Source organism: Pseudomonas sp. CK-NBRI-02 (genome assembly GCF_008124495.1).
In the GTDB taxonomy this organism is placed as follows: domain Bacteria; phylum Pseudomonadota; class Gammaproteobacteria; order Pseudomonadales; family Pseudomonadaceae; genus Aquipseudomonas; species Aquipseudomonas guariconensis.
In genome coordinates, this window is sequence record NZ_VSJH01000008.1 from 406,990 (window position 1) to 428,212 (window position 21,223).

Below are 21,223 nucleotides of genomic sequence, written 5' to 3' on the forward strand. Positions count from 1 at the left end.
GACCGCTGTAAAACGTCTCACCAGGTCGAGGGACTAGACACCTCTCAACCTTTCAAGGGCCCGAGCGCACGCTACGGGCCCTTTTTTTATGCGCGCGGCCACCAAGGCCGTAGTGGACTGCAAAGCAACGCCACATGGCCGTCCGGCACACAACTTGCTCCATAATGCTTCCCAGCCCCACGGGATACCGAGCATGCTGCACAGCCACCTGACCACCCTCAACGCAGTTTCGCTGATTCTCAAGGTCTTACAGGAAGAAGGCTGCGATGCCGAGCGCCTGCTTTGCGGCAGCGGCATTGGCGCGGCGGATCTGGGCCATGCCGATGCCCGCATCACCACCCAGCAAGAACTGCAGGTATGCGCCAATGCCGTAGCCCTGCGCGAGGAGATCGGCCTGGAGCTGGGGCGGCGCATGCACGTGTCATGCTACGGGATGCTCGGTTACGCCCTGCTCTCCAGTGCCACTTTGGGTGACGCCCTGCGCTTGGCGCTGCGCTATCCCGCACTGCTGGGCACAGCCTTTCACTTGCGCCTGGAGGACGACGGCCAGCGGATCTGGTTCAGCGCCAGCGATTACCAAGACAGCCCTGCCCTGGCGGCCTTCAATGCCGAATTCTGCCTGGTGTCGCTGAAAGTCATCTGTGACGACCTGCTGGGGCGCCCACTGCCGCTGCTCGCGGCGCGCTTCGAGCATCCACGGCCGGGTTACCACGCGCTCTATGCCGATGCATTCCCGTGCCCCCTGGGCTTCGAGGCCAACGACAATGCCTTTGCCTTCGAACGCCGCTGGCTGGACATGCCCCTGCCCCTGGCCGACCCCATCACCCACAAGGCCATGGCCGAGCGTTGCCGCCAGCTGAACCTTGAGTTCACCGGGCGCCAGGCGTGGCTGGGGCGCATCCGCCAGCTGCTGATCAAGCAACTCGATGCCGCCCCCGGGCTCGAAGGTCTGGCACGACAAATGAACTGCTCCTCGCGCACCTTGCGCCGGCACCTGCAAGCCCTGGGCTGCAGCTATCAGCAATTGCTCGACGAGCTGCGCTTCGAGCGGGCCAAGCAGTTGCTGGCCGAGGACCAGATGCCAATCTACCGCATCGCCGAGACGCTCGGCTTCAGCGAGACCGCGAGCTTTCGCCATGCCTTCCAGCGCTGGAGCGGCGTTGCGCCGAGTCATTTTCGCGGCTGATCGGTGCCGGGCTTTTCGCGGGTAAACCCGCTCCTAAGGTATTTGTGCTGAATTCAAAATCAGCGGGAGGCCTGCGGGAGCGGATTTACCCGCGAACATTCCCCACACCGGACACTGTCTTTGGCCACATCGATCCCCTTTTGGCCGTTTGCAACGTTCTCCCGCCACTCGCCGACTCACACAATGAGGCCACGCCAGTAAACCCGGAGAATAAAAATGCTGACGATCTATTCTGATGATCACCGCCTGCACCACGGCCGCTGCGAGCTGATCGACGGCAAGCTGATGCCCTGCTTCGAGATGCCTTCGCGCGCTGACCACGTCCTGGAGCAAGTCAAGAAGCGCAACCTGGGTCCGGTCGAAGGGCCACGTGATTTCGGCCGCGCGCCCTTGCTGCGGGTGCATGGCGCCGACTACCTGGACTTCTTCGAAGGGGCCTGGGCACGCTGGGCACAGCTGGGCCAGGAAGGAGACCTGCTGCCCTTCACCTGGCCAGCCCGCACCCTGCGTAAGGTCAAACCGACTGGCCTGCATGGTGAGCTTGGCTACTACAGCTTCGATGCCGGCGCGCCGATCACCGCCGGTACCTGGCAAGCCGCCTATAGTGCAGCCCAGGTTGCCCTCACTGCCCAGGCCGCGATCCAGCAAGGCGCCCATTCGGCATTCGCCCTGTGCCGTCCACCAGGGCACCATGCCGCGGCCGAAGTGATGGGGGGCTACTGCTACCTCAACAACGCCGCCATCGCAGCCCAGGCCTTCCTTGACCAAGGCCACCGCAAGGTCGCCATCCTCGATGTCGACTACCACCACGGCAATGGCACCCAGGACATCTTCTACCAGCGCGGCGATGTGTTCTTCGCCTCGATCCACGGCGACCCGCAGGACGAGTTCCCGTTCTTCCTCGGCTATGCCGACGAAACCGGCGAAGGTGCAGGCGAAGGCTGCAATATCAATTACCCGCTGCCCGCCGGCAGTGACTGGGCCGCCTGGAGCGCTGCCCTGGAAGACGCCTGCCAGCGTATCGCCGCCTACGCGCCGGACGTGGTGGTGGTGTCCCTGGGCGTGGATACCTTCAAGGACGATCCGATCTCGCAGTTCAAGCTGGACAGCCCAGACTACCTGGAGATGGGCAAGCGTATCGGCCAGCTCGGCAAGCCGACCTTGTTCGTGATGGAAGGTGGCTACGCTGTGGAAGAAATCGGTATCAACGCAGTCAACGTGCTGGAAGGCTTCCAGCATGCCCAGCCAGGAGCCCGGTAATGGTCCGACTCAAGCGTCTGCTCGCCCCGTTCATCGCTGCCACCCTGTTCACCGGAGCCCTTCAGGCCCAGGCCGAACAGCGCACCCTGCGCGTGTACAACTGGTTCGACTACATCACGCCGCAGACCTTGACGGACTTCCAGAAGGACAGCGGCGTCAAGCTGATCTACGACATCTTCGACACCAACGAAGCCCTGGAAGCCAAGCTGCTCACCGGCAACTCCGGCTACGACGTGGTGGTGCCGTCCAACGTGTTCCTCGCCAAGCAGATCGAAGCCGGTGTGTTCCAGCCTCTGGACCGATCCAAGCTCCCCAACTGGCAGCACCTGGATCCGGCGCTGATGAAGCTGATCGAGGCCAACGATCCGGGCAACAAGTTCGCCGTGCCGTACATGTATGGCACCGTGCTGATCGGCTTCAACCCGGACAAGGTCAAGGCGGTGCTCGGCGACAAGGCGCCCGTGGACAGCTGGGATCTGATCTTCAAGGAAGAGAACATCGCCAAGCTCAAGCAGTGCGGCGTCGCCCTGCTCGATTCACCGTCGGAGATCCTGCCCTTGGCGCTGCAATACCTGGGGCTGCCACCGAACAGCGAGAAGCCGGCCGACTACAAGAAAGCCGAGGATCTGATGCTGAAGATCCGCCCGCACATCACCTACTTCCATTCCTCGAAGTACATGGCTGACATCGCCAACGGCGATATCTGCGTGGCGGTGGGATATTCGGGTAGCTTCTCCCAGGCCGCCAACCGCGCGCGCGACGCCAAGAATGGCGTGGTGGTGGACATGCGCCTGCCCAAGGAAGGTGCACCGATCTGGTTCGACATGCTGGCGATTCCCAAGAATGCCGCCAATCCTGAGGATGCACACAGGTTCATCAACTACCTGTTGCGCCCTGAAGTGATCGCGCCGATCAGTGACTTCGTTGGCTACCCCAACCCCAACAAGGACGCCACCGACAAAGTCAGCCCGGCGATCCGCAACAACCCCAACCTGTACCCGACCGCCGAAGCGATGGCCAAGCTGTATACCCTCAAGCCACTGCCACGCGAGGCCGAACGGGCACGCACCCGGGCCTGGACACGCATCAAGTCCGGGACTTGAGTTGGATGCTTCGCGGTTGAACCCGCTCCCACAGGTACAGCGCTGCCTGTAAGTACAGCGCTGTGTCTGTGAGAACGGGTTCACCCGCGAACAGGTCGCCACGCCCTGCGCAATCGCATCACTGCATCCGCAATCTGCGCTTCAGGCACCGCCGCGAACCCCAGCACCAATCCGGCGCGCTTATCCACAGGGACATTGCCGTCTTCGAGCCAGTAACTGCTCAGCGGGTTGACCTCCACCCCCACCGCCTCTGCCCTGGCCACCAACTCTTGCTCACGGGCAAGGTTATCCACAGCCACTTTCACATGCAGCCCAGCCGCCACTTCCGGCATGGCGCCCAGACCTGGCACATCTTCCGGCCACCCGGCTTTCAGGACATTTCGCCGCGCCAGCGCTGCCTTGCGCATGCGCCGGATATGCCGTTGAAAGTGCCCCTGGGCCATGAATTGCGCCATTACGCACTGGGTGCCGACCTCCGAATGGCGCACCGCCAACGCCCGCCCCTGACTGAATGCCTCCACCAACGGTCGAGGCAGCACCAGATAGCCTAGGCGCAGGGCCGGAAAGGCGATCTTGCCGAACGTGCCTACGTACAGCACCCGTCCCTGCCGGTCCAAGGAGGCCAAGGGCGCCAGTGGCGCACCGCTGTAGCGATACTCCCCGTCGTAGTCGTCCTCGATGATCCAGCCATCCTGACGCTGTGCCCAATCCAGCAATGACAGGCGCCGGGCCAGGCTCATGGTGACGCCAGTGGGGTACTGGTGCGCCGGGGTCACATAGGCCATCCGGCAATCGGGAAGTTGCGCCAGCTGCGCGCAATCCAGCCCTTCATCGTCCACTGGCACACCCCTGACTTTCGCCCCCGCCAACGCAAAAGTGTGGCCGGCCGCCCGGTACCCTGGGTTTTCCACAGCCACTCCATCGCCCGGCTGCAACAGCAACTGTGCACAAAGGCTGATGGCCTGCTGGGCACCGCTGGTGATCACAATTTGTTCAGCGCCACACGACAACCCACGTGAGCGTCGCAGGTAGGCGGCGACGAGTTCGCGCAGTTGCGGTTCACCCGCCGGATCGCCATAGCCGAGCGATGAAGGATCGGGATTTCGCCAGAAACCCGCTTGCAGCCTGGCCCAGACCTCGAAGGGAAACAAATCGAACGCCGGCACACCGACGCGAAAAGCCCTCGGCGCACCAGCCTTGGGTGGTGGAAGATGGTTGTTTTTAAGCCGCTGCAAAGGCTCGCTGGAGCGCCCTGAACTGGATAAATCTTCAGTATCAGAAGGCAACAATGTGGATAACTCTGTTGATAACCCCTGGGATAACCCTGTGGATAGCTGTGTGGATAGTTTGGGCAGCTGACTCACATAAGTCCCATCGCCAACCCGACTTTCAATGTAACCCTCGGCATACAGCTGGTCGTAGGCCCGCACCACGCTGTTGCGCGAGAGCGATAACATCGCCGCCAGGTCGCGGGTGGCGGGCAAACGCGTGCCACTGCCCAGGCGTCCATCCAGCACCCGCGCCCGCAATGCCTGGTACAGCTGCTGGCTGAGCCCGCGCCGGCGGTCGAGCACGATACCCGTGGGGTCGAAGAGCAGCGCGAGAGGACATTCGTTCATGGCATTGGACCTATGAAAACAGGCTGTATTGGCTCTTACAGAGTACCAATAGCCTGCCTAGGATGAAGCCATTGGACAAGGAATCTCGCATGTACAACGCCAAGCCCCACCAAGAACATGACCTCGCGCGCCTGCACCAGCAAATGTGCGACACCCGCCTCGCCGTTCTGGTCAGCCACGGCGACAACGGCTTGCTCGCGACCCATCTACCCGTGCTACTCGATACAGCTCAAGGCGAGTACGGCACTGTCTATGCTCACCTGGCCCGGGCCAACCCTCAATGGCGGGACTTGGAGCAAGGCGGCGAAGCGTTGCTGGTTTTCCCAGGCGCAGATGCCTATGTCAGCCCGAGCTACTACCCGAGCAAGACCGAAAACCCCAGGGTCGTGCCCACCTGGAATTACCTGGCCGTGCACGCCTATGGCGCGGTGCAGGTAATTCACGACGCCCCTCGCCTGCTGGCGATCGTCAGCCGCCTGAGCGATCGGCACGAACAAGACCGCGCCAAACCCTGGAAGGTGAGCGACGCACCCAGCGATTACATCGATGGCATGCTGCGCGCCATCGTCGGCCTGCGCATGCCCATTGCCCGTCTGCAAGGCGCGCGCAAGCTCAGCCAGAACCGCTCGGCGCAAGACATCGCCGGCGTACGTGACGGTCTGGCCAGCAGTTCCGATTACCTGGACAACCAACTCGCAGCGCACATGCGCCCACTCTGAAGGAAAAGACCATGCCCAGCGTTACCCTGCGCCCAGTGAGCGCCAACGACCATGCCGCCTGGCTCGCCCTCTGGCATGCCTATCTGCGCTTCTACGAAACCGAATTGGCCGATGAGGTCAGCGCCAGCACCTGGCAGCGTTTGCTCGATGAGAACGAGCCCACCCACTCGGCGTTGGCCTGGGTCGATGGCAAAGCCGTGGGGATGGTCAATTGGATCTATCACCGCTCCAACTGGAGCATCGAGAATTCGTGCTACCTGCAAGACCTGTACGTCAACGCCGACCAGCGCGGCCTGGGCATTGGTCGCCAGCTGATCGAGCATGTCTACGCGACCGCCAAGGCAGCCGGCTGCATCAAGGTGCACTGGCTCACCCACGAGACCAACGCCACCGCCATCAGCCTGTACGAACAAGTCGCAGAGCGGCCGGGCTTCATTCAATTTCGCAAAGGCTTGTAGGCCCATGACAGACGCACTGAACTGGAAGCCCGCGGCAACGCCCAACGCCGAGCCCCTCGAAGGACGCTTCGTCCGCCTGGAAAAACTCGACCCGGCCCGCCACGGCAATGACCTTTGGGACGTGTTGCAGGGCCCTGGCTCGGACCCAGTGCTGTGGGACTACCTGCCCTATGGGCCTTTCAATGAGCGCGCCAGCTTCGACCGCTGGCTCGAAGGCAACGCCGCCAGTCGCGACCCGCTGTTCTACAGCGTCATCGACCGCGCCACCGGCCAGGCCCAGGGCATCCTGAGCTACATGTCGATCGTCCCCGAACAGGGCCGCTTCGAGATCGGCCACATCGCCTTCGGCGCCGCCATGCAGCGCACCCCTCGCGGCACCGAGGCCGTCTACTTGCTGAGCCAGCTCGGCTTTGCCTTGGGCAACCGGCGCCTGGAGTGGAAGTGCAACAACGCCAATGCCCGCTCCAAACGCGCCGCCGAGCGCTTCGGCTTTGTCTTCGAAGGGGTGTTCCGCAAGCACATGGTGGTCAAGGATCACAACCGGGACACGGCCTGGTACTCGATCACCGATGATGAGTGGCCAAGCGTGGCGGCAGGCTTCGAGCGCTGGTTGAGCGAAGAGAACCAGCAGCCCGAGGGGCAAGTGAAGACCTTGGAAGCCTGCCGTAAAGGCTGAGAGTGCCGGCGGTACACCCACTCCCACGGGGATGCGTTATCCCTCTGGGAACGGGCCTGCTGGTGAAAGAGACCGACAAATTCAGCACAAAAAAAGGGGAGCATATCGCTCCCCATGAGGTAAACCGCTTGCTGTCGAAGGCTTGGATCAGCCTTCGATCTCGATCAGGATCTCGCCCGGCGTGACGCGATCACCCTTGGCCACGTGGATGGCAGTGACCTTGCCGGCAATCGGGGCCTGGACTTCGGTCTCCATCTTCATCGCTTCGGTGATCAGCACCGGTTGGCCGGCCTTGACGGTGTCACCTTCCTTGACCAACACATCGACGATGTTGCCCGGCATGGTGGTGCTCACGTGACCTGGGCCAGTGGCCTGCTTGCGCTTGCTGCCACCGCCGCTGACGAACTCGTTGAGCGGCTCGAACACCACCTCTTCCGGCATGCCATCGATGGACAGATAGAAGTGACGCTTGCCTTCGGCCTTGACGCCCACACCGGTGATATCGACGCGGTAAGTCTCGCCGTGCACGTCGATGACGAACTCGGTCGGTACACCTTCGCCGCCCGAGCCTGCCACGGCACCGGCTTCCGGAATCGGCAGCAGGGCTTCTGGAGTCAGGGTGCCGGCTTCACGCTCCTCGAGGAACTTGCGACCGATGTCCGGGAACATCGCGTAGGTCAGCACGTCTTCCTCGCAGCGAGCCAGGTTGCCGATATCGGCACGCAGCTTGGCCATCTCCGGCTTGAGCAGGTCGGCCGGGCGCACGTCGATCACTTCTTCGCTGCCGATCGCCTGGCGACGCAGTTGTTCGTTGACCACACCCGGCGCCTTGCCATAGCCGCCTTGCAGGTAAAGCTTCACCTCGTTGGTGATGGTCTTGTAGCGCTCGCCGGCCAGCACGTTGAAGAAGGCCTGGGTGCCGACGATCTGCGAGGTCGGGGTCACCAGCGGCGGGTAGCCGAGGTCTTCACGTACGCGTGGGATCTCCGCCAGCACTTCGTTCATGCGGCTCAGGGCGCCTTGCTCCTTGAGCTGGTTGGCCAGGTTGGAAATCATGCCGCCTGGCACCTGGTTGACCTGCACGCGGGTGTCCACGGCGGTGAACTCGCTCTCGAACTGGTGGTACTTCTTGCGCACGGCATAGAAGTACAGACCGATTTCCTGCAGCAGTTCCAGATCCAGGCCGGTATCGAACTCGGTGCCCTTGAGCGCGGCGACCATCGACTCTGTCCCTGGATGGCTGGTGCCCCAGGCGAAGCTGGAGATCGCGGTATCGATGTGGTCGGCACCGTTTTCCACGGCCTTGAGTTGGCACATGGCGGCCAGGCCAGCGGTATCGTGGGAGTGGATGAACACCGGCAGCGATTGTTCAGCTTTGAGCGCCTTGACCAGCTCGCCGGTGGCGAATGGGGTCAGCAGGCCGGCCATGTCCTTGATCGCGACCGAGTCGCAGCCCATGGCTTCCATCTGCTTGGCCTGGGCGACGAAGGCGTCGATGGTGTGCACGGGGCTGGTGGTGTAGGCGATGGTGCCCTGGGCGTGCTTGCCGGCAGCCTTGACCGCTTCGATGGCCACACGCAGGTTACGCACGTCGTTCATGGCGTCGAAGATACGGAACACGTCAATGCCATTGACCGCGGCCTTGGCGACGAAGGCCTTGACCACGTCGTCGCTGTAGTGGCGGTAGCCCAGCAGGTTCTGGCCACGCAACAGCATCTGCAGGCGGGTGTTGGGCAGGGCGGCGCGCAGCTTGCGCAGACGCTCCCACGGGTCTTCCTTGAGGAAGCGCACGCAGGCGTCGAAGGTCGCGCCACCCCAGACTTCCAGAGACCAGTAGCCCACCTTGTCGAGCTTGTCGCAGATCGGCAGCATGTCTTCGGTGCGCATGCGGGTGGCCAGCAGGGACTGGTGAGCGTCGCGCAGGATTGTGTCGGTGACAAAGATTTTCTTGGACATTATTCGGTTCCTCACAGGCCTGCGTGTGCAGCAATGGCGGCGGCGATGGCCAGGGCCAGCTCTTCGGGTTTGCGCTTGATCGAGTAATTGGTCAGTTCCGGGTGGCTTTCCACGAAGCTGGTGTTGAACTGGCCGCTACGGAATTCCGGATTGCGCAGGATCTCCTGGTAATACGCGGCGGTGGTCTTCACGCCCTGCACACGCATGTCGTCCAGGGCCCGCAGGCCACGGTCCATGGCTTCTTCCCAGGTCAATGCCCAAACCACCAGTTTCAGGCACATGGAGTCATAGAACGGCGGAATGGTGTAGCCGGTGTAGATCGCGGTGTCGGTACGCACACCTGGGCCACCGGGCGCGTAATAACGGGTGATCTTGCCGAAGCTGGGCAGGAAGTTGTTCTTCGGGTCTTCTGCGTTGATGCGAAACTGCAACGCGTAGCCGCGGTGCTGGATGTCTTCCTGCTTGACCGACAGCGGCAGGCCCGAGGCGATGCGGATTTGCTCGCGCACGATGTCGATGCCGGTGATTTCTTCGGTGATGGTGTGTTCCACCTGCACGCGAGTGTTCATTTCCATGAAGTACACCTCGCCATCGGCGAGCAGGAACTCCACAGTACCGGCGTTCTCGTAGTTCACGGCCTTGGCCGCGCGGACCGCCAGGTCGCCGATGTAGGCGCGCTGTTCCGGGGTCAGCTGAGGGCTGGGGGCGATCTCGATGAGCTTCTGGTTGCGGCGCTGGATCGAGCAGTCGCGCTCGAACAGGTGCACCACGTTGCCGAAGCTGTCACCCAGGATCTGCGCCTCGATGTGCTTGGGGTTGACGATGCATTTTTCCAGGAACACTTCCGCCGAGCCGAAGGCCTTGGTGGCCTCGGAGATCACGCGGGGGAAAGCTTGCTCGAGCTCTTCGCGGCTGTTGCAGCGACGGATACCACGACCGCCACCACCCGAGGTGGCCTTGAGCATGACCGGGTAACCGATGCGATCACCTTCGGCCAGGGCTTCGTGGATGTCGGCGACGTTGCCTTCGGTACCGGGCGTTACCGGTACACCGGCCTGGATCATGGTGCGGCGCGCTTCAGTCTTGTCGCCCATGCGGCGAATGACGTCGGCGGCAGGGCCGATGAACTTGATGCCACGCTCTGCGCAGATTTCCGCGAGCTCGGCGTTTTCCGACAGGAAACCGTAACCTGGATGCAAGGCATCACAGCCGGTTTCCACGGCCAGGTTGACCAGCTTGCGCGGGTTCAGATAGCCGGCCAGGGGCTCGGCACCGATGCTGTAGGCCTCGTCGGCGCGCTTGACGTGCAAGGCATGACGGTCGGCGTCGGAATAGATCGCCACAGAGCGAATGCCCATCTCGGCGCACGCACGCACGATCCGAACTGCGATTTCACCCCGGTTGGCGATCAGGATTTTTTTTATCACTGGAGTCTTCCCAAAGCCGATGGAACACACGAGCCGGATTCCCCGGTCGGCGCGTGGCCAGAGGTTGCTGGCCAGTCGCAAACCAACCCTATCGCTGTAGGTTGATAAACAAAAATCAATATTTGTTAGGGTCGACATAAGCAAAAGCTTATAGTGCCGTAACAAGGTTTTGCGGGAGGCTGTGGAAAAATGCGTAAGTCCTTGATGCGTATGACATTGCGTCAGTTGCAAATCTTTAACGAGGTATGCGATCTGCGTTCCTACAGCCGGGCGGCGGAAGAAATGGCATTGACGCAACCCGCCGTAAGTCTACAGATCCGCCAGCTCGAGGAGCTGATTGGCCAGCCGCTGTTCGAGTACGTGGGCAAGAAGCTCTACCTGACCGAAGCGGCCGAGGCCCTGCAGCGCGCCAGCCGGGACATCTTCGGTCGCCTGGAAAACCTCGACATGCAGCTCTCGGACATGCAGGGCTCACTGCAGGGCCAACTGAAACTTGCGATCGAATCCAGCGCCAAGTACTTCGTGCCCCACTTGTTCGCCGCGTTCAAGCAACGCCATCCAGAGGTCAACCTGACCCTGACGGTGGTCAATCGGGCACAGGCGATCCGCCGGCTTTCGGACAACCGCGACGACCTGATCATCATGTCGATGGTGCCCCAGGACATGGGGCTTGAGTTCATGCCGTTCCTGAACAACCCGATCGTGGCCGTGGCACCGCCGGACCATCCGCTGTGCAAGCTGGAGAAGCTGCGCCTGCAGGATCTCGAGCCTCATACCTTGCTGATTCGCGAGCAGGGTTCGGGCACCCGCAAGGCCTGCGAGGAATACTTCAAGGACAAACGCGTGCACTTCACTCAAACGCTGGAAGTCGCCTCGGCCGATGCCCAACGCGAGTGCGTGATCGCAGGCCTCGGCATCGCGCTGCTCACCCGCCATGCGCTGAACTTGGAGTTGGCCACCGGGGTGCTGAAAGAACTGCCGGTAGAGGAGTTGCCGCTGTATCGCAGTTGGTGCGTGGTGCAGTCCAAGGCCAAGCGGCAATCACCGGTGGCCTTGGCCTTTCTTGCATTCATACGTAATGAACGGGCGAAAATCAGCGGGCTTGTGGAGCGATTTTCGGGGAAGATGCCGCCGATACCTGCCAAACCGTGATGTCTCGCAGGTCGGGGTAGTCGGTAATGTCGCGCAGCAACTGACGCTGGTCGCAGTAGCTTTCGATCGCACGGCGGAACTCCATGCGGCGCTGGTCCTTTTCCTGCTGCTTGCGAGCTTTGGCGGTGGGTTGGAACGAACCGTCATGATCACGTGCCATTGCCTGTCTCCCAGTTAGGATGCGGGGAGCTTCAGGTTGGCCTTGCAGGTTTACGGTTTGGCTGTGAATTGGTGACAAAACCGTGAAATTTGCTTTGCCTGTTCTGGCCCCTGCATCGGCAGCAGGCTCAGTCGTCGGTCGCCTTGATCGACTTGGGCGACAGTCGCAGGCTACGCAAACTGCGTTTCACGCTCTTGAGGTGATTCACCAGGCTCGGTCCGCGGGCCATGGCCACGCCCATGGCCAGTACGTCGATCACTACAAGGTGAGCGATGCGCGAAGTCAGCGGGGTGTAGATCTCGGTGTCTTCGTGCACGTCGATGGCCAGGTTGACAGTGGACAATTCGGCCAACGGCGTCTGGCTCGGGCAAAGGGTAATCAGGTTGGCGCCGCTTTCACGCACCAGATTGGCGGTGATCAACAGATCCTTGGAGCGACCCGACTGGGAAATGCACACCGCTACATCGCCAGGTTTGAGGGTCACCGCCGACATGGCTTGCATGTGCGGGTCGGAGTACGCCGCAGCGCTGAGCAATAGGCGGAAGAACTTGTGCTGGGCATCGGCGGCCACCGCGCCGGAGGCACCGAAACCATAGAACTCCACGCGCTGGGCCTGGGCCATGGCGGTCACCGCCTGCTGCAGAGCCTGGGGATTGAGGTGCTCACGCACTTCCATCAGGGTGTGCAGGGTGGTATCGAAGATCTTCAGGCTATAGTCGGCGACCGAGTCATCTTCATGGATTGCGAACTGACCGAAACTGGCGCCTGCAGCCAGGCTCTGGGCCAGCTTGAGCTTGAGATCCTGGAAGCCCGAACAGCCGATCGCGCGGCAGAAACGCACGATGGTCGGCTCGCTGATGCCCACGCTGTGGGCAAGGTCGGCCATCGAACTGTGCATGACGGCAGCCGGATCTAGCAGCACATGGTCGGCCACTTTCAGTTCCGATTTGCGCAGCAAATGGCGCGATTGGGCGATATGTTGCAACAGATTCACAGGCTGGACTCGGTTATGATCGGCTGGCCGGGATGTAGCTTTCTTGTAGTTATACTACATGACCAGCGACCCGCCCAGCTAAACCAATGTGGAGAGTGGTGGTTTTGACTATTCCTTGCGACATCCTGGTCTTCGGCGGTACGGGCGATCTGGCCCTGCACAAACTACTGCCGGCGCTCTACCACCTGTACCGCGAGGCCCGCCTGCACAATGCCGTGAGGATCATCGCCCTGGCGCGGCGCAACCTGCCCCGGGATGAATACCTCAAGCTCGCCGAACGCAATTGCAGGGCGCAGATCGCCCGCCAGGATTTCGACGAAGAGGTCTGGCGACGTTTTTGCGCACGCCTGGACTACTTCGCCATGGATGCCTCGCAAAGCGCTGATTTCGTTCGCCTGGCACGCTACCTGGGCGAGCCTGGCGGCTTGGCGCGCATCTACTACCTGGCGACCGCACCCAACCTGTTCGTGCCCATCGCCAACCATTTGCGCATCGCAGGCCTTGCCGACAGCGAGGCGCGTATCGTGCTGGAAAAACCCATCGGCCACTCCCTTGAGTCAGCCACGGCCATCAACGAAGCGATCGGCGCGGTGTTCGACGAGTCCCAGGTGTTTCGCATCGATCACTACTTGGGTAAGGAGACCGTGCAGAACCTCATGGCGCTACGTTTTGCCAACGCCCTCTTGGAGCCGGTCTGGCGCAATGGCCAGGTCGACCACGTGCAGATCAGCGTCTGCGAGACATTGGGCGTGGAGAACCGCGGCGCCTACTACGACCGCGCAGGCGCAACCCGTGACATGCTGCAGAACCACCTGCTTCAGCTTCTGTGCCTGGTGGCCATGGAGCCGCCGGCACAGTTCGAAGCCGAAGCGGTGCGTGACGAGAAAGTGAAGATCCTGCGTGCCCTCAAACCGATCACCGGTCAGGACGTGCAGGACAAGACCGTGCGCGGGCAATACGGCGCCGGCCGGATCGGCGGCCAGGAAGTGCCGGCCTACTACTTCGAAAAAGACGTGGACAACGACAGCGACACCGAGACCTTCGTCGCGGTCCAGGCGCACATCGATAACTGGCGCTGGGCTGGCGTGCCCTTCTACTTGCGTACCGGCAAACGCATGGCACGACGCTCCTCGCAGATCGTCATCCAGTTCAAACCGGTGCCCCATGAGCTATTCAGTGGCGGGCAGGTCAACCAGTTGCTGATCCAGCTGCAACCCGATGAACGTATCAGCCTGCGCATGATGACCAAGAGCCCGGGCAAAGGCATGCGTCTGGAGCCGGTGGAGCTGGACCTGAACCTGGCTCAAGTGTTCGGCCAGACCCGTCGCTGGGAAGCCTACGAGCGGCTGCTGCTGGATGTGCTCGCGGGCGATTCGACCTTGTTCATGCGTCGCGATGAGGTCGAAGCCGCCTGGGCCTGGATCGATCCGATCCTGCAAGGCTGGGAAGAGCACTTCCAGGCGCCTCGCCCCTACCCTGCCGGCAGCAACGGCCCGGAGCAGGCCAACAGCCTGCTGGCCCATCAGGGCCGGCATTGGCACAGCTGAAATCGATCAGCTCATCAGGATGCTCGGGGATTTATCCAGCAAAGCCTTGAACGCCTGGGCATCCAGCGGCCTGCTGATCAGATACCCCTGCGCCTCGTCGCACCCGTGATCATGCAGGAAGGCAAGCTGCTCCTGGGTTTCCACCCCTTCAGCCACGACCTTCAAGCCCAGACTCTTGGCCATGGCGATGATCGCGCGGATGATCGCCGCATCCTGGCTGCCCTCCTGCAGACCGCGAATGAACGCCTGGTCGATCTTCACGTAGTCCACCGGGAAGCGCTTGAGATAGCTCAGCGAGGAGTAGCCGGTACCGAAGTCGTCGATCGCCAACTTGACCCCCAGCTGGTGCAGTTGCTGGAACGTCGAGATGATGTGCTCGACGCTGTCCAGCAATTGGCTCTCGGTCAGTTCCAGCTCCAGCAACTGCGGCGCAAGGCCCGTTTCCGCCAGCACCTGACGCACCAGGCTGACGATCTTGCCTTGGCGTAGTTGATAGCCGGAGAGGTTCACCGAAACCCGCACGCTCATGCCCTGACGCCGCCATTCAAAAGCCTGCCAGCACGCTTCACGCAGCACGAACTCGCCCATCGGCCCGATCAGTCCGGTTTCTTCGGCAAGGCCGATGAAGTCGCCCGGCGGCACCATGCCCCACTGCGGATGCTGCCAGCGCACCAACGCTTCGGCGGCGAGCAGGCGGCCGCTGCGCAGGCAAAGCTTGGGTTGGTAGTAGACCAGCAATTGGCCTTCGTCGATGGCTTTGCGCAAGTGGTTTTCCAGCTGCAGGCGCTCCAGGGTGCTGGCGCGCAGGCTTTCGGTATAGAACTGGAAGTTGTCGCCGCCCAGATGCTTGGCATGCTGCTTGGCCATGTCCGCCTGGCTGAGCAATGCGTTGAGGTCGAAACTGGGGTCCGACAACACACTGATGCCGACCGAGGCACTGATCACCAGCTCATGCCCACCCAGACGTTGCGGGACGCGCAGCTTGTCGAGCAGGCGGGTCGTCACTCGCACCAGGCTGGAAAGGTTGCTGTAGCCATCGAACAGCACGACGAACTCATCGCCAGACAAGCGCGCGACAGTGTCTGCTTCAGGTACCGCATTGGCGATGCGCAGGGCCATTTTCTTCAACAACTGGTCGGCCAGTTCGTGGCCCAAGCTTTCGTTGAGCAGCTTGAAGCGGTCCAAGTCGATGTGCAGCAACGCCAGGCTGCGCCCGTTCACCCGAACCCGTTGCCCGGCCTCATGCAAACGCAGGCGGAACAGGGCGCGGTTGGCCAGCCCGGTGAGGTCGTCGTAGTGGGCCAGGTAGCGCAGGCGCTCCTCCGACTCCCGTCGGGCCGACAGGTCGGTGAAGAAGCCTACGATATTGCTGATGTTGCCCCGCGCGTCACGCACGCCATTGAGCTGCAACCACTGGGGGTACAGTTCGCCGTTGCGTCGCGCCTCGACCAGCTCGCCCTGCCAGCGCCCCTGCTGCTCCAGCGCCTGGCCGATCGCCTGGCTGTGACGCCTGGCGTCCCGGCTGCAGGGCAACTCCAGGGCATTGCGCTGCAATAGCTCTTCCCGGTCGAAGCCAGTGATTTGGCAAAAGGCCTGGTTGACGGCCAGCAGTTGGAAGCCCGCATCCAGGATCGCGATCCCTTCACTGGCCGCTTCGAACACCGTGGCCGCCAGACGCTGCTGTTCTTCCTGCTCCTTTTGGGCGGTGATGTCACGCCGTGTGCCGAGCATGCGCAGGACTCGGCCGTCGGCGGCGTGTTCCACGGCACGGCCTCGGTCTTCGATCCAGCGCCAATTCCCCTGGGTATGCCGGATGCGGTATTCGACCCGGTAGTCCTCGGTACGGCCTTTGAGGTGTTCGACCAATGTCCTGCGCAGCAACGGCAGATCGTCCGGGTGCAGGCGCGGCTTTAGGTCGGCGCGGACCGAGCGGACCTGCTCCGGGTCCAGGCCGAACAAGGCGTACAGCTGCGTGTGATGCACTTCGTCGGTGAGCAGGTTCCAATCCCACAACCCCAACTCGCTGGCCTGAAGCGCCAGGGCCAGGCGCTGCTCGCTCTTGCCCAGGGCCTGGTTGGCCAGGTCCAGCTCATGGCTGCGTTGAAGCACTCGCTGCTCGAGCCCAGCCTGGGCCTGGCGCAGTTGGTCTTCGGCATGACGACGCTGCCGCACCTCGACGAGCAACGCCTGGTTCAGTTGCTCACCACGGTGTTGGGCGCTCTGCAGGTGTTCGATCAGCGCCTGGTTCTGGAAACGGCGCAACAGGCTGCGCTCGAGCAAGCGGTTAACCTGCCAGGCCACCACCATCAGCGCCCCCAGCAGGATCAGGCCGAGCCAGCCCCAGCCGCGCTGCGCACCGGCATCGAAGTAGAACAGGAACACAATGGGCGGCAACAGGCAGGGCAAGGCGAAACTGAGAAACGCCGGCAGGCTCACGGCATAGGCGACACTGGCCGACAACGCCGCCGCCCCCAACAGTCCGAACACCCAGGCCTGCTGCACGAAATCGTCCACCGGCACCAAGGCGATCGCCGCACAGGCCAAGGTCAGGCCGCTGAAGGCCGAGCCGGACAGGAACATGTGCTGCCAGGACGCCTTGGCTTGACGCGCTGGCGTGGCCGCATCGAAGGCCGCGACCTGGATCACCCGCAGGGCCACCAGCGCCAACAGCCAGGCCAGCCATACACTGACCAGCAGATAGCGCTCAGGGCTCCACAACAGCCAGGCGCACAGCAGGCCGTTGATCAGCATCAGCAGGGTGGGCAGCAATGAGCCCTGATAGAGAAGACGGGTACGCTCGATGCAGAGCTGGGTCGCAAATTGCCTGCGCACACTCCTTGCCGTCTCCGGCGATGCTCCGATCGCCGCGAAATCCTGGGTCATAGGGTCGTGTTCTTGTTGTGTTCTTGTATTGGCAGACCGCAAAAGTGCAGCGAGCATACACAAGCCATGGCCTGGGCCAAACTGCTCTACGTCATGTTTTCAAAAATACCGGCGGCCGTTTACTCAGACCGCTCAAGAACAGGCCTCTGCCCAGGCCGCCGATGAATGGCCTGGCACCGCCTGCAAGATTTCTCCGGGGGCCGTTTGCCCTGCCCCCTGCGCGGCCCTAGAATGGCCGGATGCGCAATGATGACCTCTCCCTCCTGCTGAACTCCCTCAACGATGCCCAACGCCAGGCCGTAGCGGCCCCGCTGGGGCGTCAATTGGTGCTGGCCGGTGCTGGCTCGGGCAAGACCCGCGTGCTGGTGCACCGTATCGCCTGGCTGATCCAGGTCGAACAGGCCTCCCCCCACTCTATCCTGTCGGTGACCTTCACCAACAAGGCGGCGGCCGAAATGCGCCAGCGGATCGAGCAACTGCTGGGCATCAATCCGGCCGGCATGTGGGTGGGGACCTTCCACGGCCTGGCGCACCGCCTGCTGCGCGCTCACTGGCAGGAAGCTCGGCTGGTGCAGAATTTCCAGATTCTGGACAGCGATGATCAGCAGCGCCTGATCAAGCGGGTGATCCGCGAGCTCGGCCTCGACGAGCAGCGCTGGCCCGCCCGCCAGGCCCAATGGTTCATCAACGGCCAGAAGGACGAAGGTCTGCGTCCACAGCATATCCAGGCCGGTGGCGATCTGTTCCTGGGCACCATGCGCAGCATCTACGAGGCCTACGAACAGGCCTGCGAACGCGCTGGGGTCATCGACTTTTCCGAATTGCTGCTTCGCGCCTTGGACCTGTGGCGCGACCACCCTGGACTGCTCGAACACTACCAGCGGCGCTTCCGCCACCTGCTGGTGGACGAGTTCCAGGATACCAACGCCGTGCAGTACGCCTGGCTGCGCCTGCTTGCCGCAGGCGGCAGCAGCCTCATGGCGGTGGGGGACGACGACCAGTCGATCTACGGCTGGCGCGGCGCCAAGATCGAGAACATCCACCAGTACACCGCTGACTTCCCCGACGCCGAGCTGATTCGCCTTGAGCAGAACTACCGCTCCACCGGCGGTATCCTCAAGGCGGCCAACGCCCTGATCGCCAACAACAGCGGGCGCCTGGGCAAAGAGCTGTGGACCGACATGGGCGAAGGCGAGCCGCTGACCCTCTATGCCGCCTACAACGAGCATGACGAAGCGCGCTATGTGGTGGAGACCATCGAGAGCTTCATCAAGCAGGGCAATGCCCGCAGCGACGTGGCCATCCTGTACCGCTCCAACGCCCAGTCGCGGGTGCTCGAAGAAGCCTTGCTGCGCGAACGCATTCCCTATCGGATCTACGGTGGCCAACGCTTCTTCGAGCGCGCCGAGATCAAGAACGCCATGGCCTACCTGCGCCTGCTCGAAGGCCGCGGCAACGACGCCGCGCTGGAGCGGGTAATCAACGTGCCACCGCGCGGCATCGGCGAAAAGACCGTCGAGGCGATCCGCGAACATGCCCGGCACAGCCAGTTGTCGATGTGGGAGGCCATGTGCCAGCTGTTGGCGGCCAAGGCCCTCAAAGGCCGCGCCGCCAGTGCCTTGGGCGCGTTCATCGAATTGATCGAAAACCTCGCAGCCAAGGTCCTGGAAATGCCCTTGCACCTGATGACCCAGACTGTCATCGAGCAGTCCGGCCTGATCCTCTATCACCAGGAAGAAAAAGGCGAAAAGGGCCAGGCTCGGGTAGAAAACCTTGAGGAACTGGTCAGCGCGGCGCGCAACTTCGAGACCAGCGAGGACGACGCCGACCTATCGCCGCTCTCCGCCTTCCTCGGCCACGCCTCCCTGGAGGCCGGCGATGCCCAAGCCGACGAGCACGAGGACAGCATCCAGCTGATGACGCTGCACAGCGCTAAGGGATTAGAGTTCCCCTATGTGTTCCTGGTCGGCATGGAAGAAGGCCTGTTCCCCCACAAGATGAGCCTGGAAGAACCCGGCCGTCTGGAAGAAGAACGCCGACTGGCCTATGTGGGCATCACCCGGGCCATGCGCCAGCTGATCATGACCTACGCCGAAACCCGCCGTCTGTATGGAAGCGAGACCTATAACAAAGTGTCACGTTTCGTACGGGAAATTCCGGCAGGCCTGGTTCAAGAGGTGCGCTTGTCCAACTCGGTCAGCCGTCCCTTCGGTGGCAGCCAGAGCCAAGCGAGCAGCCTGTTCGCCAATGCCAGCATCCCACAGACCGCGTTCAACCTTGGCCAGCGCGTGCAACACGCAGTGTTTGGCGAAGGCGTGATCCTCAACTTCGAAGGCTCTGGTGCCCAGGCACGGGTGCAGGTCAATTTCGCCGAAGGCAGCAAGTGGTTGATGCTGGGGTATGCCAAGCTGGAAGCGATTTGAGGCCCGCTGGCACTGACCCCGTGCGAGTAGGGCCTACCGCAGGCTTCGCCAGCTCCCCTGGTTCAGTGCTGCCGCCTCCTACAGATCTTGACGAATGGTCCTATCCAGCAATCAGTCTTGCCTCAGACCATTCAGGCAAAAGCTGGAAACATTATGGCGCTGGTCATGTCTCCTACAACATGTGCAACATGACGCGCGTGCAATCCACCCACAGGGGATATCCCATCTATGCAACGTTTTCTTAGCATCGTACTGGCGCTGTGCGTCGGCCTGACGCTGAGCCTGGATGCCAACGCCAAGCGTTTCGGCGGCGGCAAGAGCTCGGGCTCCGCGCCTATCCACCAGACCCGCCAGGCTGCGCCAACCACACCTGCCGCCGCGCCAACCGCTCCTGGCCGTGTACCGGCCGCCGCCAGCGGTGCTTCGCGCTGGCTGGGCCCACTGGCCGGTATCGCCGCCGGTGGTCTGCTGGCCTCCATGTTCATGGGCGACGGCTTCCAGGGCATGCAGATCTTCGACTTCCTGATCATGGGCCTGATCGCCTTCCTGGTGTTCCGCTTTATCGCCGCCCGCCGCCGCCAGCAGCAGCCGCAGATGGCCGGTGCCGGCCATGCGCCCTACCAGCGTGAAACCCATGCCCAGCCAGCCCAACCGTCGGTCTTCGGTGGCGCTTCGGCCGCTGCTGGCGCACCGGTCATCAACGCTCCGGCCTGGTTCAACGAGCAAAGCTTCCTGTCCGCTGCCCGCACGCACTTCATGTCGCTGCAGCAGCACTGGGATGCCAACGAAATGGACAAGATCGCCGAATTCGTCACCCCGCAGATGCTCGAGTTCCTCAAGCGCGAGCGTGCCGACCTGGGTGATGGCTTCCAGTCCACCTACATCGACAACCTCGATGTGCAGCTCGAAGGTGTCGACGATCGTGCCGACAAGACTGTCGCCACCCTGACCTTCCATGGTGTATCGAAGACCTCGCGCTTCGACCAGGGTGAAGCATTCAGCGAAAGCTGGCACATGGAGCGCGCCCAAGGCGAAAACCAGCCTTGGCTGCTCGCCGGTATCCGCCAGAACGGCTGATCTACCGCGTTGCACTCAAAACCCCGGGCTTGCCCGGGGTTTTTGCTTTTGGCACAGCGGGCTACTAGGGTATAAACCGCAGCGTTGTCATCAAGGCCAGAGGATGTAAGCCGTGGAAGAAGTGATCGATCAGCTCCGTGAAGCCAATGAACCCGTGCCGGTGCCACTGGAATTGCCGGACGAGGACCTGTTGGTAGAAATCGAGGAAGAGTTGCTGATCAACATGCCGTTCGGCCTGCGTGAGTTCCTGCTGACGGTCAGCGACGTGGTGTACGGCAGCCTGGAGCCGGTGACCGTCACCGATCCCCAGTCCCACACCTACCTGCCAGACGTTGCCGCCAACGCCTGGGATGCTGGCGTGCCACGCGACCTGGTCCCGCTGTGCCAGGATGGGGACAACTACTACTGTGTCGAGGAAGACGGCACCGTGGTGCTGTGGGACGCCGAGGAAGAAGCGATCAGCGAAGACAACTGGGAAACCGTCTGGCACTGGGTCCGGGACGTCTGGCTGGAAAGCTGAACCGTACTTCCCGCAAAGCTCGTGCACCTCGGTGCGACGTAATTTCTTGCGCCAGGAGATGGC

Annotated in this window: 17 protein-coding genes; 11 read left to right on the plus strand and 6 right to left on the minus strand. The window is 62.4% G+C overall.

What is annotated here, in order from left to right; all coding sequences use genetic code 11:
* The first annotated feature begins 193 nt into the window (after window positions 1–193).
* The 3 genes from DQ397_RS09720 (at window position 194) to DQ397_RS09730 (ending at window position 3,549) form a co-directional block, all read left to right on the plus strand.
* Entirely contained in the window at window positions 194–1,186 is a 993-nt protein-coding gene (locus tag DQ397_RS09720; RefSeq protein ID WP_043209950.1) for an AraC family transcriptional regulator, read from the plus strand.
* Between the two features lie 216 nt (window positions 1,187–1,402).
* A complete protein-coding gene (locus DQ397_RS09725; protein ID WP_043209953.1) occupies window positions 1,403–2,446 on the plus strand; it encodes a histone deacetylase family protein in 1,044 nt (347 codons plus the stop codon).
* Window positions 2,446–3,549 carry a polyamine ABC transporter substrate-binding protein gene (locus DQ397_RS09730; protein WP_043209957.1) on the plus strand — a complete coding sequence of 368 codons (1,104 nt, stop codon included), beginning with the start codon at window positions 2,446–2,448 and terminating at the stop codon, window positions 3,547–3,549. The genes DQ397_RS09725 and DQ397_RS09730 overlap by 1 nt, the downstream gene beginning before the upstream one ends.
* 80 nt (window positions 3,550–3,629) lie before the next feature.
* Here DQ397_RS09730 and DQ397_RS09735 read toward each other — a convergent pair whose 3' ends face one another.
* Complete coding sequence (locus DQ397_RS09735; protein WP_043209959.1) at window positions 3,630–5,168, minus strand: PLP-dependent aminotransferase family protein; 1,539 nt, start codon at window positions 5,166–5,168, stop codon at window positions 3,630–3,632.
* A gap of 89 nt (window positions 5,169–5,257) precedes the next feature.
* Between DQ397_RS09735 and DQ397_RS09740 the strand changes: the two genes are divergently transcribed.
* The 3 genes from DQ397_RS09740 to DQ397_RS09750 are packed head-to-tail and all read left to right on the plus strand — an operon-like array spanning window position 5,258 to window position 7,021.
* Window positions 5,258–5,887, plus strand: a complete 630-nt coding sequence (locus tag DQ397_RS09740) for an FMN-binding negative transcriptional regulator (protein ID WP_043209961.1) — start codon at window positions 5,258–5,260, stop codon at window positions 5,885–5,887.
* A gap of 11 nt (window positions 5,888–5,898) precedes the next feature.
* Window positions 5,899–6,345: a GNAT family N-acetyltransferase gene (locus DQ397_RS09745; RefSeq protein WP_043209962.1), complete on the plus strand. Its 447-nt coding sequence runs from the start codon at window positions 5,899–5,901 to the stop codon at window positions 6,343–6,345.
* Window positions 6,346–6,349: 4 nt separating this feature from the next.
* Window positions 6,350–7,021: a GNAT family N-acetyltransferase gene (locus DQ397_RS09750; RefSeq protein ID WP_043209965.1), complete on the plus strand. Its 672-nt coding sequence runs from the start codon at window positions 6,350–6,352 to the stop codon at window positions 7,019–7,021.
* Between the two features lie 147 nt (window positions 7,022–7,168).
* Here the strand turns inward: DQ397_RS09750 and oadA are convergent, their stop codons facing one another.
* Both oadA and DQ397_RS09760 read right to left on the minus strand, forming a co-directional pair.
* The gene (gene oadA / locus DQ397_RS09755) at window positions 7,169–8,977 is read right to left on the minus strand and encodes a sodium-extruding oxaloacetate decarboxylase subunit alpha (protein WP_043209967.1); all 1,809 of its coding nucleotides are present in this window, start codon (window positions 8,975–8,977) and stop codon (window positions 7,169–7,171) included.
* 11 nt (window positions 8,978–8,988) lie between these two features.
* Window positions 8,989–10,404 carry an acetyl-CoA carboxylase biotin carboxylase subunit gene (locus tag DQ397_RS09760; RefSeq protein ID WP_070093419.1) on the minus strand — a complete coding sequence of 472 codons (1,416 nt, stop codon included), beginning with the start codon at window positions 10,402–10,404 and terminating at the stop codon, window positions 8,989–8,991.
* Window positions 10,405–10,593: 189 nt separating this feature from the next.
* Here DQ397_RS09760 and DQ397_RS09765 point away from each other — a divergent pair, with 189 nt between their 5' ends.
* Window positions 10,594–11,556: a LysR family transcriptional regulator gene (locus tag DQ397_RS09765; protein ID WP_043209969.1), complete on the plus strand. Its 963-nt coding sequence runs from the start codon at window positions 10,594–10,596 to the stop codon at window positions 11,554–11,556.
* Here the strand turns inward: DQ397_RS09765 and DQ397_RS09770 are convergent.
* Entirely contained in the window at window positions 11,498–11,716 is a 219-nt protein-coding gene (locus tag DQ397_RS09770; RefSeq protein WP_080642090.1) for a PA3496 family putative envelope integrity protein, read from the minus strand. The two genes, DQ397_RS09765 and DQ397_RS09770, sit on opposite strands and share 59 nt — an antisense overlap.
* 127 nt (window positions 11,717–11,843) lie before the next feature.
* Window positions 11,844–12,710, minus strand: a complete 867-nt coding sequence (gene hexR / locus DQ397_RS09775; RefSeq protein ID WP_043209971.1) for a transcriptional regulator HexR — start codon at window positions 12,708–12,710, stop codon at window positions 11,844–11,846.
* Between the two features lie 104 nt (window positions 12,711–12,814).
* On the opposite strand from hexR, the gene zwf reads away from it, so the two are divergent.
* A complete protein-coding gene (zwf, locus tag DQ397_RS09780; RefSeq protein WP_043209973.1) occupies window positions 12,815–14,257 on the plus strand; it encodes a glucose-6-phosphate dehydrogenase in 1,443 nt (480 codons plus the stop codon).
* A 6-nt stretch (window positions 14,258–14,263) separates the two neighbouring features.
* Here the strand turns inward: zwf and DQ397_RS09785 are convergent, their stop codons facing one another.
* On the minus strand, window positions 14,264–17,140 hold the full coding sequence (locus DQ397_RS09785) for a bifunctional diguanylate cyclase/phosphodiesterase (RefSeq protein WP_043209976.1): 2,877 nt from the start codon (window positions 17,138–17,140) through the stop codon (window positions 14,264–14,266).
* A 239-nt stretch (window positions 17,141–17,379) separates the two neighbouring features.
* Between DQ397_RS09785 and uvrD the strand changes: the two genes are divergently transcribed.
* From uvrD to DQ397_RS09800, 3 genes are all read left to right on the plus strand, one after another.
* Complete coding sequence (gene uvrD, locus DQ397_RS09790) at window positions 17,380–19,563, plus strand: DNA helicase II (RefSeq protein WP_043209978.1); 2,184 nt, start codon at window positions 17,380–17,382, stop codon at window positions 19,561–19,563.
* 228 nt (window positions 19,564–19,791) lie between these two features.
* Complete coding sequence (locus tag DQ397_RS09795; protein ID WP_043209981.1) at window positions 19,792–20,640, plus strand: Tim44 domain-containing protein; 849 nt, start codon at window positions 19,792–19,794, stop codon at window positions 20,638–20,640.
* 112 nt (window positions 20,641–20,752) lie between these two features.
* Window positions 20,753–21,160 carry an SMI1/KNR4 family protein gene (locus tag DQ397_RS09800; RefSeq protein ID WP_043209983.1) on the plus strand — a complete coding sequence of 136 codons (408 nt, stop codon included), beginning with the start codon at window positions 20,753–20,755 and terminating at the stop codon, window positions 21,158–21,160.
* Window positions 21,161–21,223 lie beyond the last annotated feature (63 nt).

What these genes read in the sequence shown, in the direction of transcription:
- DQ397_RS09735 (WP_043209959.1), bottom strand. Translation starts at nt 5,168, where the DNA reads ATGAACGAATGTCCTCTCGCGCTGCTCTTCGACCCCACGGGTATCGTG.
- DQ397_RS09785 (WP_043209976.1), bottom strand. Translation starts at nt 17,140, where the DNA reads ATGACCCAGGATTTCGCGGCGATCGGAGCATCGCCGGAGACGGCAAGG.
- DQ397_RS09720 (WP_043209950.1), top strand. Translation starts at nt 194, where the DNA reads ATGCTGCACAGCCACCTGACCACCCTCAACGCAGTTTCGCTGATTCTC.
- uvrD (WP_043209978.1), top strand. Translation starts at nt 17,380, where the DNA reads ATGCGCAATGATGACCTCTCCCTCCTGCTGAACTCCCTCAACGATGCC.
- DQ397_RS09730 (WP_043209957.1), top strand. Translation starts at nt 2,446, where the DNA reads ATGGTCCGACTCAAGCGTCTGCTCGCCCCGTTCATCGCTGCCACCCTG.
- DQ397_RS09795 (WP_043209981.1), top strand. Translation starts at nt 19,792, where the DNA reads ATGCAACGTTTTCTTAGCATCGTACTGGCGCTGTGCGTCGGCCTGACG.
- DQ397_RS09740 (WP_043209961.1), top strand. Translation starts at nt 5,258, where the DNA reads ATGTACAACGCCAAGCCCCACCAAGAACATGACCTCGCGCGCCTGCAC.
- oadA (WP_043209967.1), bottom strand. Translation starts at nt 8,977, where the DNA reads ATGTCCAAGAAAATCTTTGTCACCGACACAATCCTGCGCGACGCTCAC.
- DQ397_RS09750 (WP_043209965.1), top strand. Translation starts at nt 6,350, where the DNA reads ATGACAGACGCACTGAACTGGAAGCCCGCGGCAACGCCCAACGCCGAG.
- DQ397_RS09725 (WP_043209953.1), top strand. Translation starts at nt 1,403, where the DNA reads ATGCTGACGATCTATTCTGATGATCACCGCCTGCACCACGGCCGCTGC.
- DQ397_RS09770 (WP_080642090.1), bottom strand. Translation starts at nt 11,716, where the DNA reads ATGGCACGTGATCATGACGGTTCGTTCCAACCCACCGCCAAAGCTCGC.
- DQ397_RS09765 (WP_043209969.1), top strand. Translation starts at nt 10,594, where the DNA reads ATGCGTAAGTCCTTGATGCGTATGACATTGCGTCAGTTGCAAATCTTT.
- DQ397_RS09745 (WP_043209962.1), top strand. Translation starts at nt 5,899, where the DNA reads ATGCCCAGCGTTACCCTGCGCCCAGTGAGCGCCAACGACCATGCCGCC.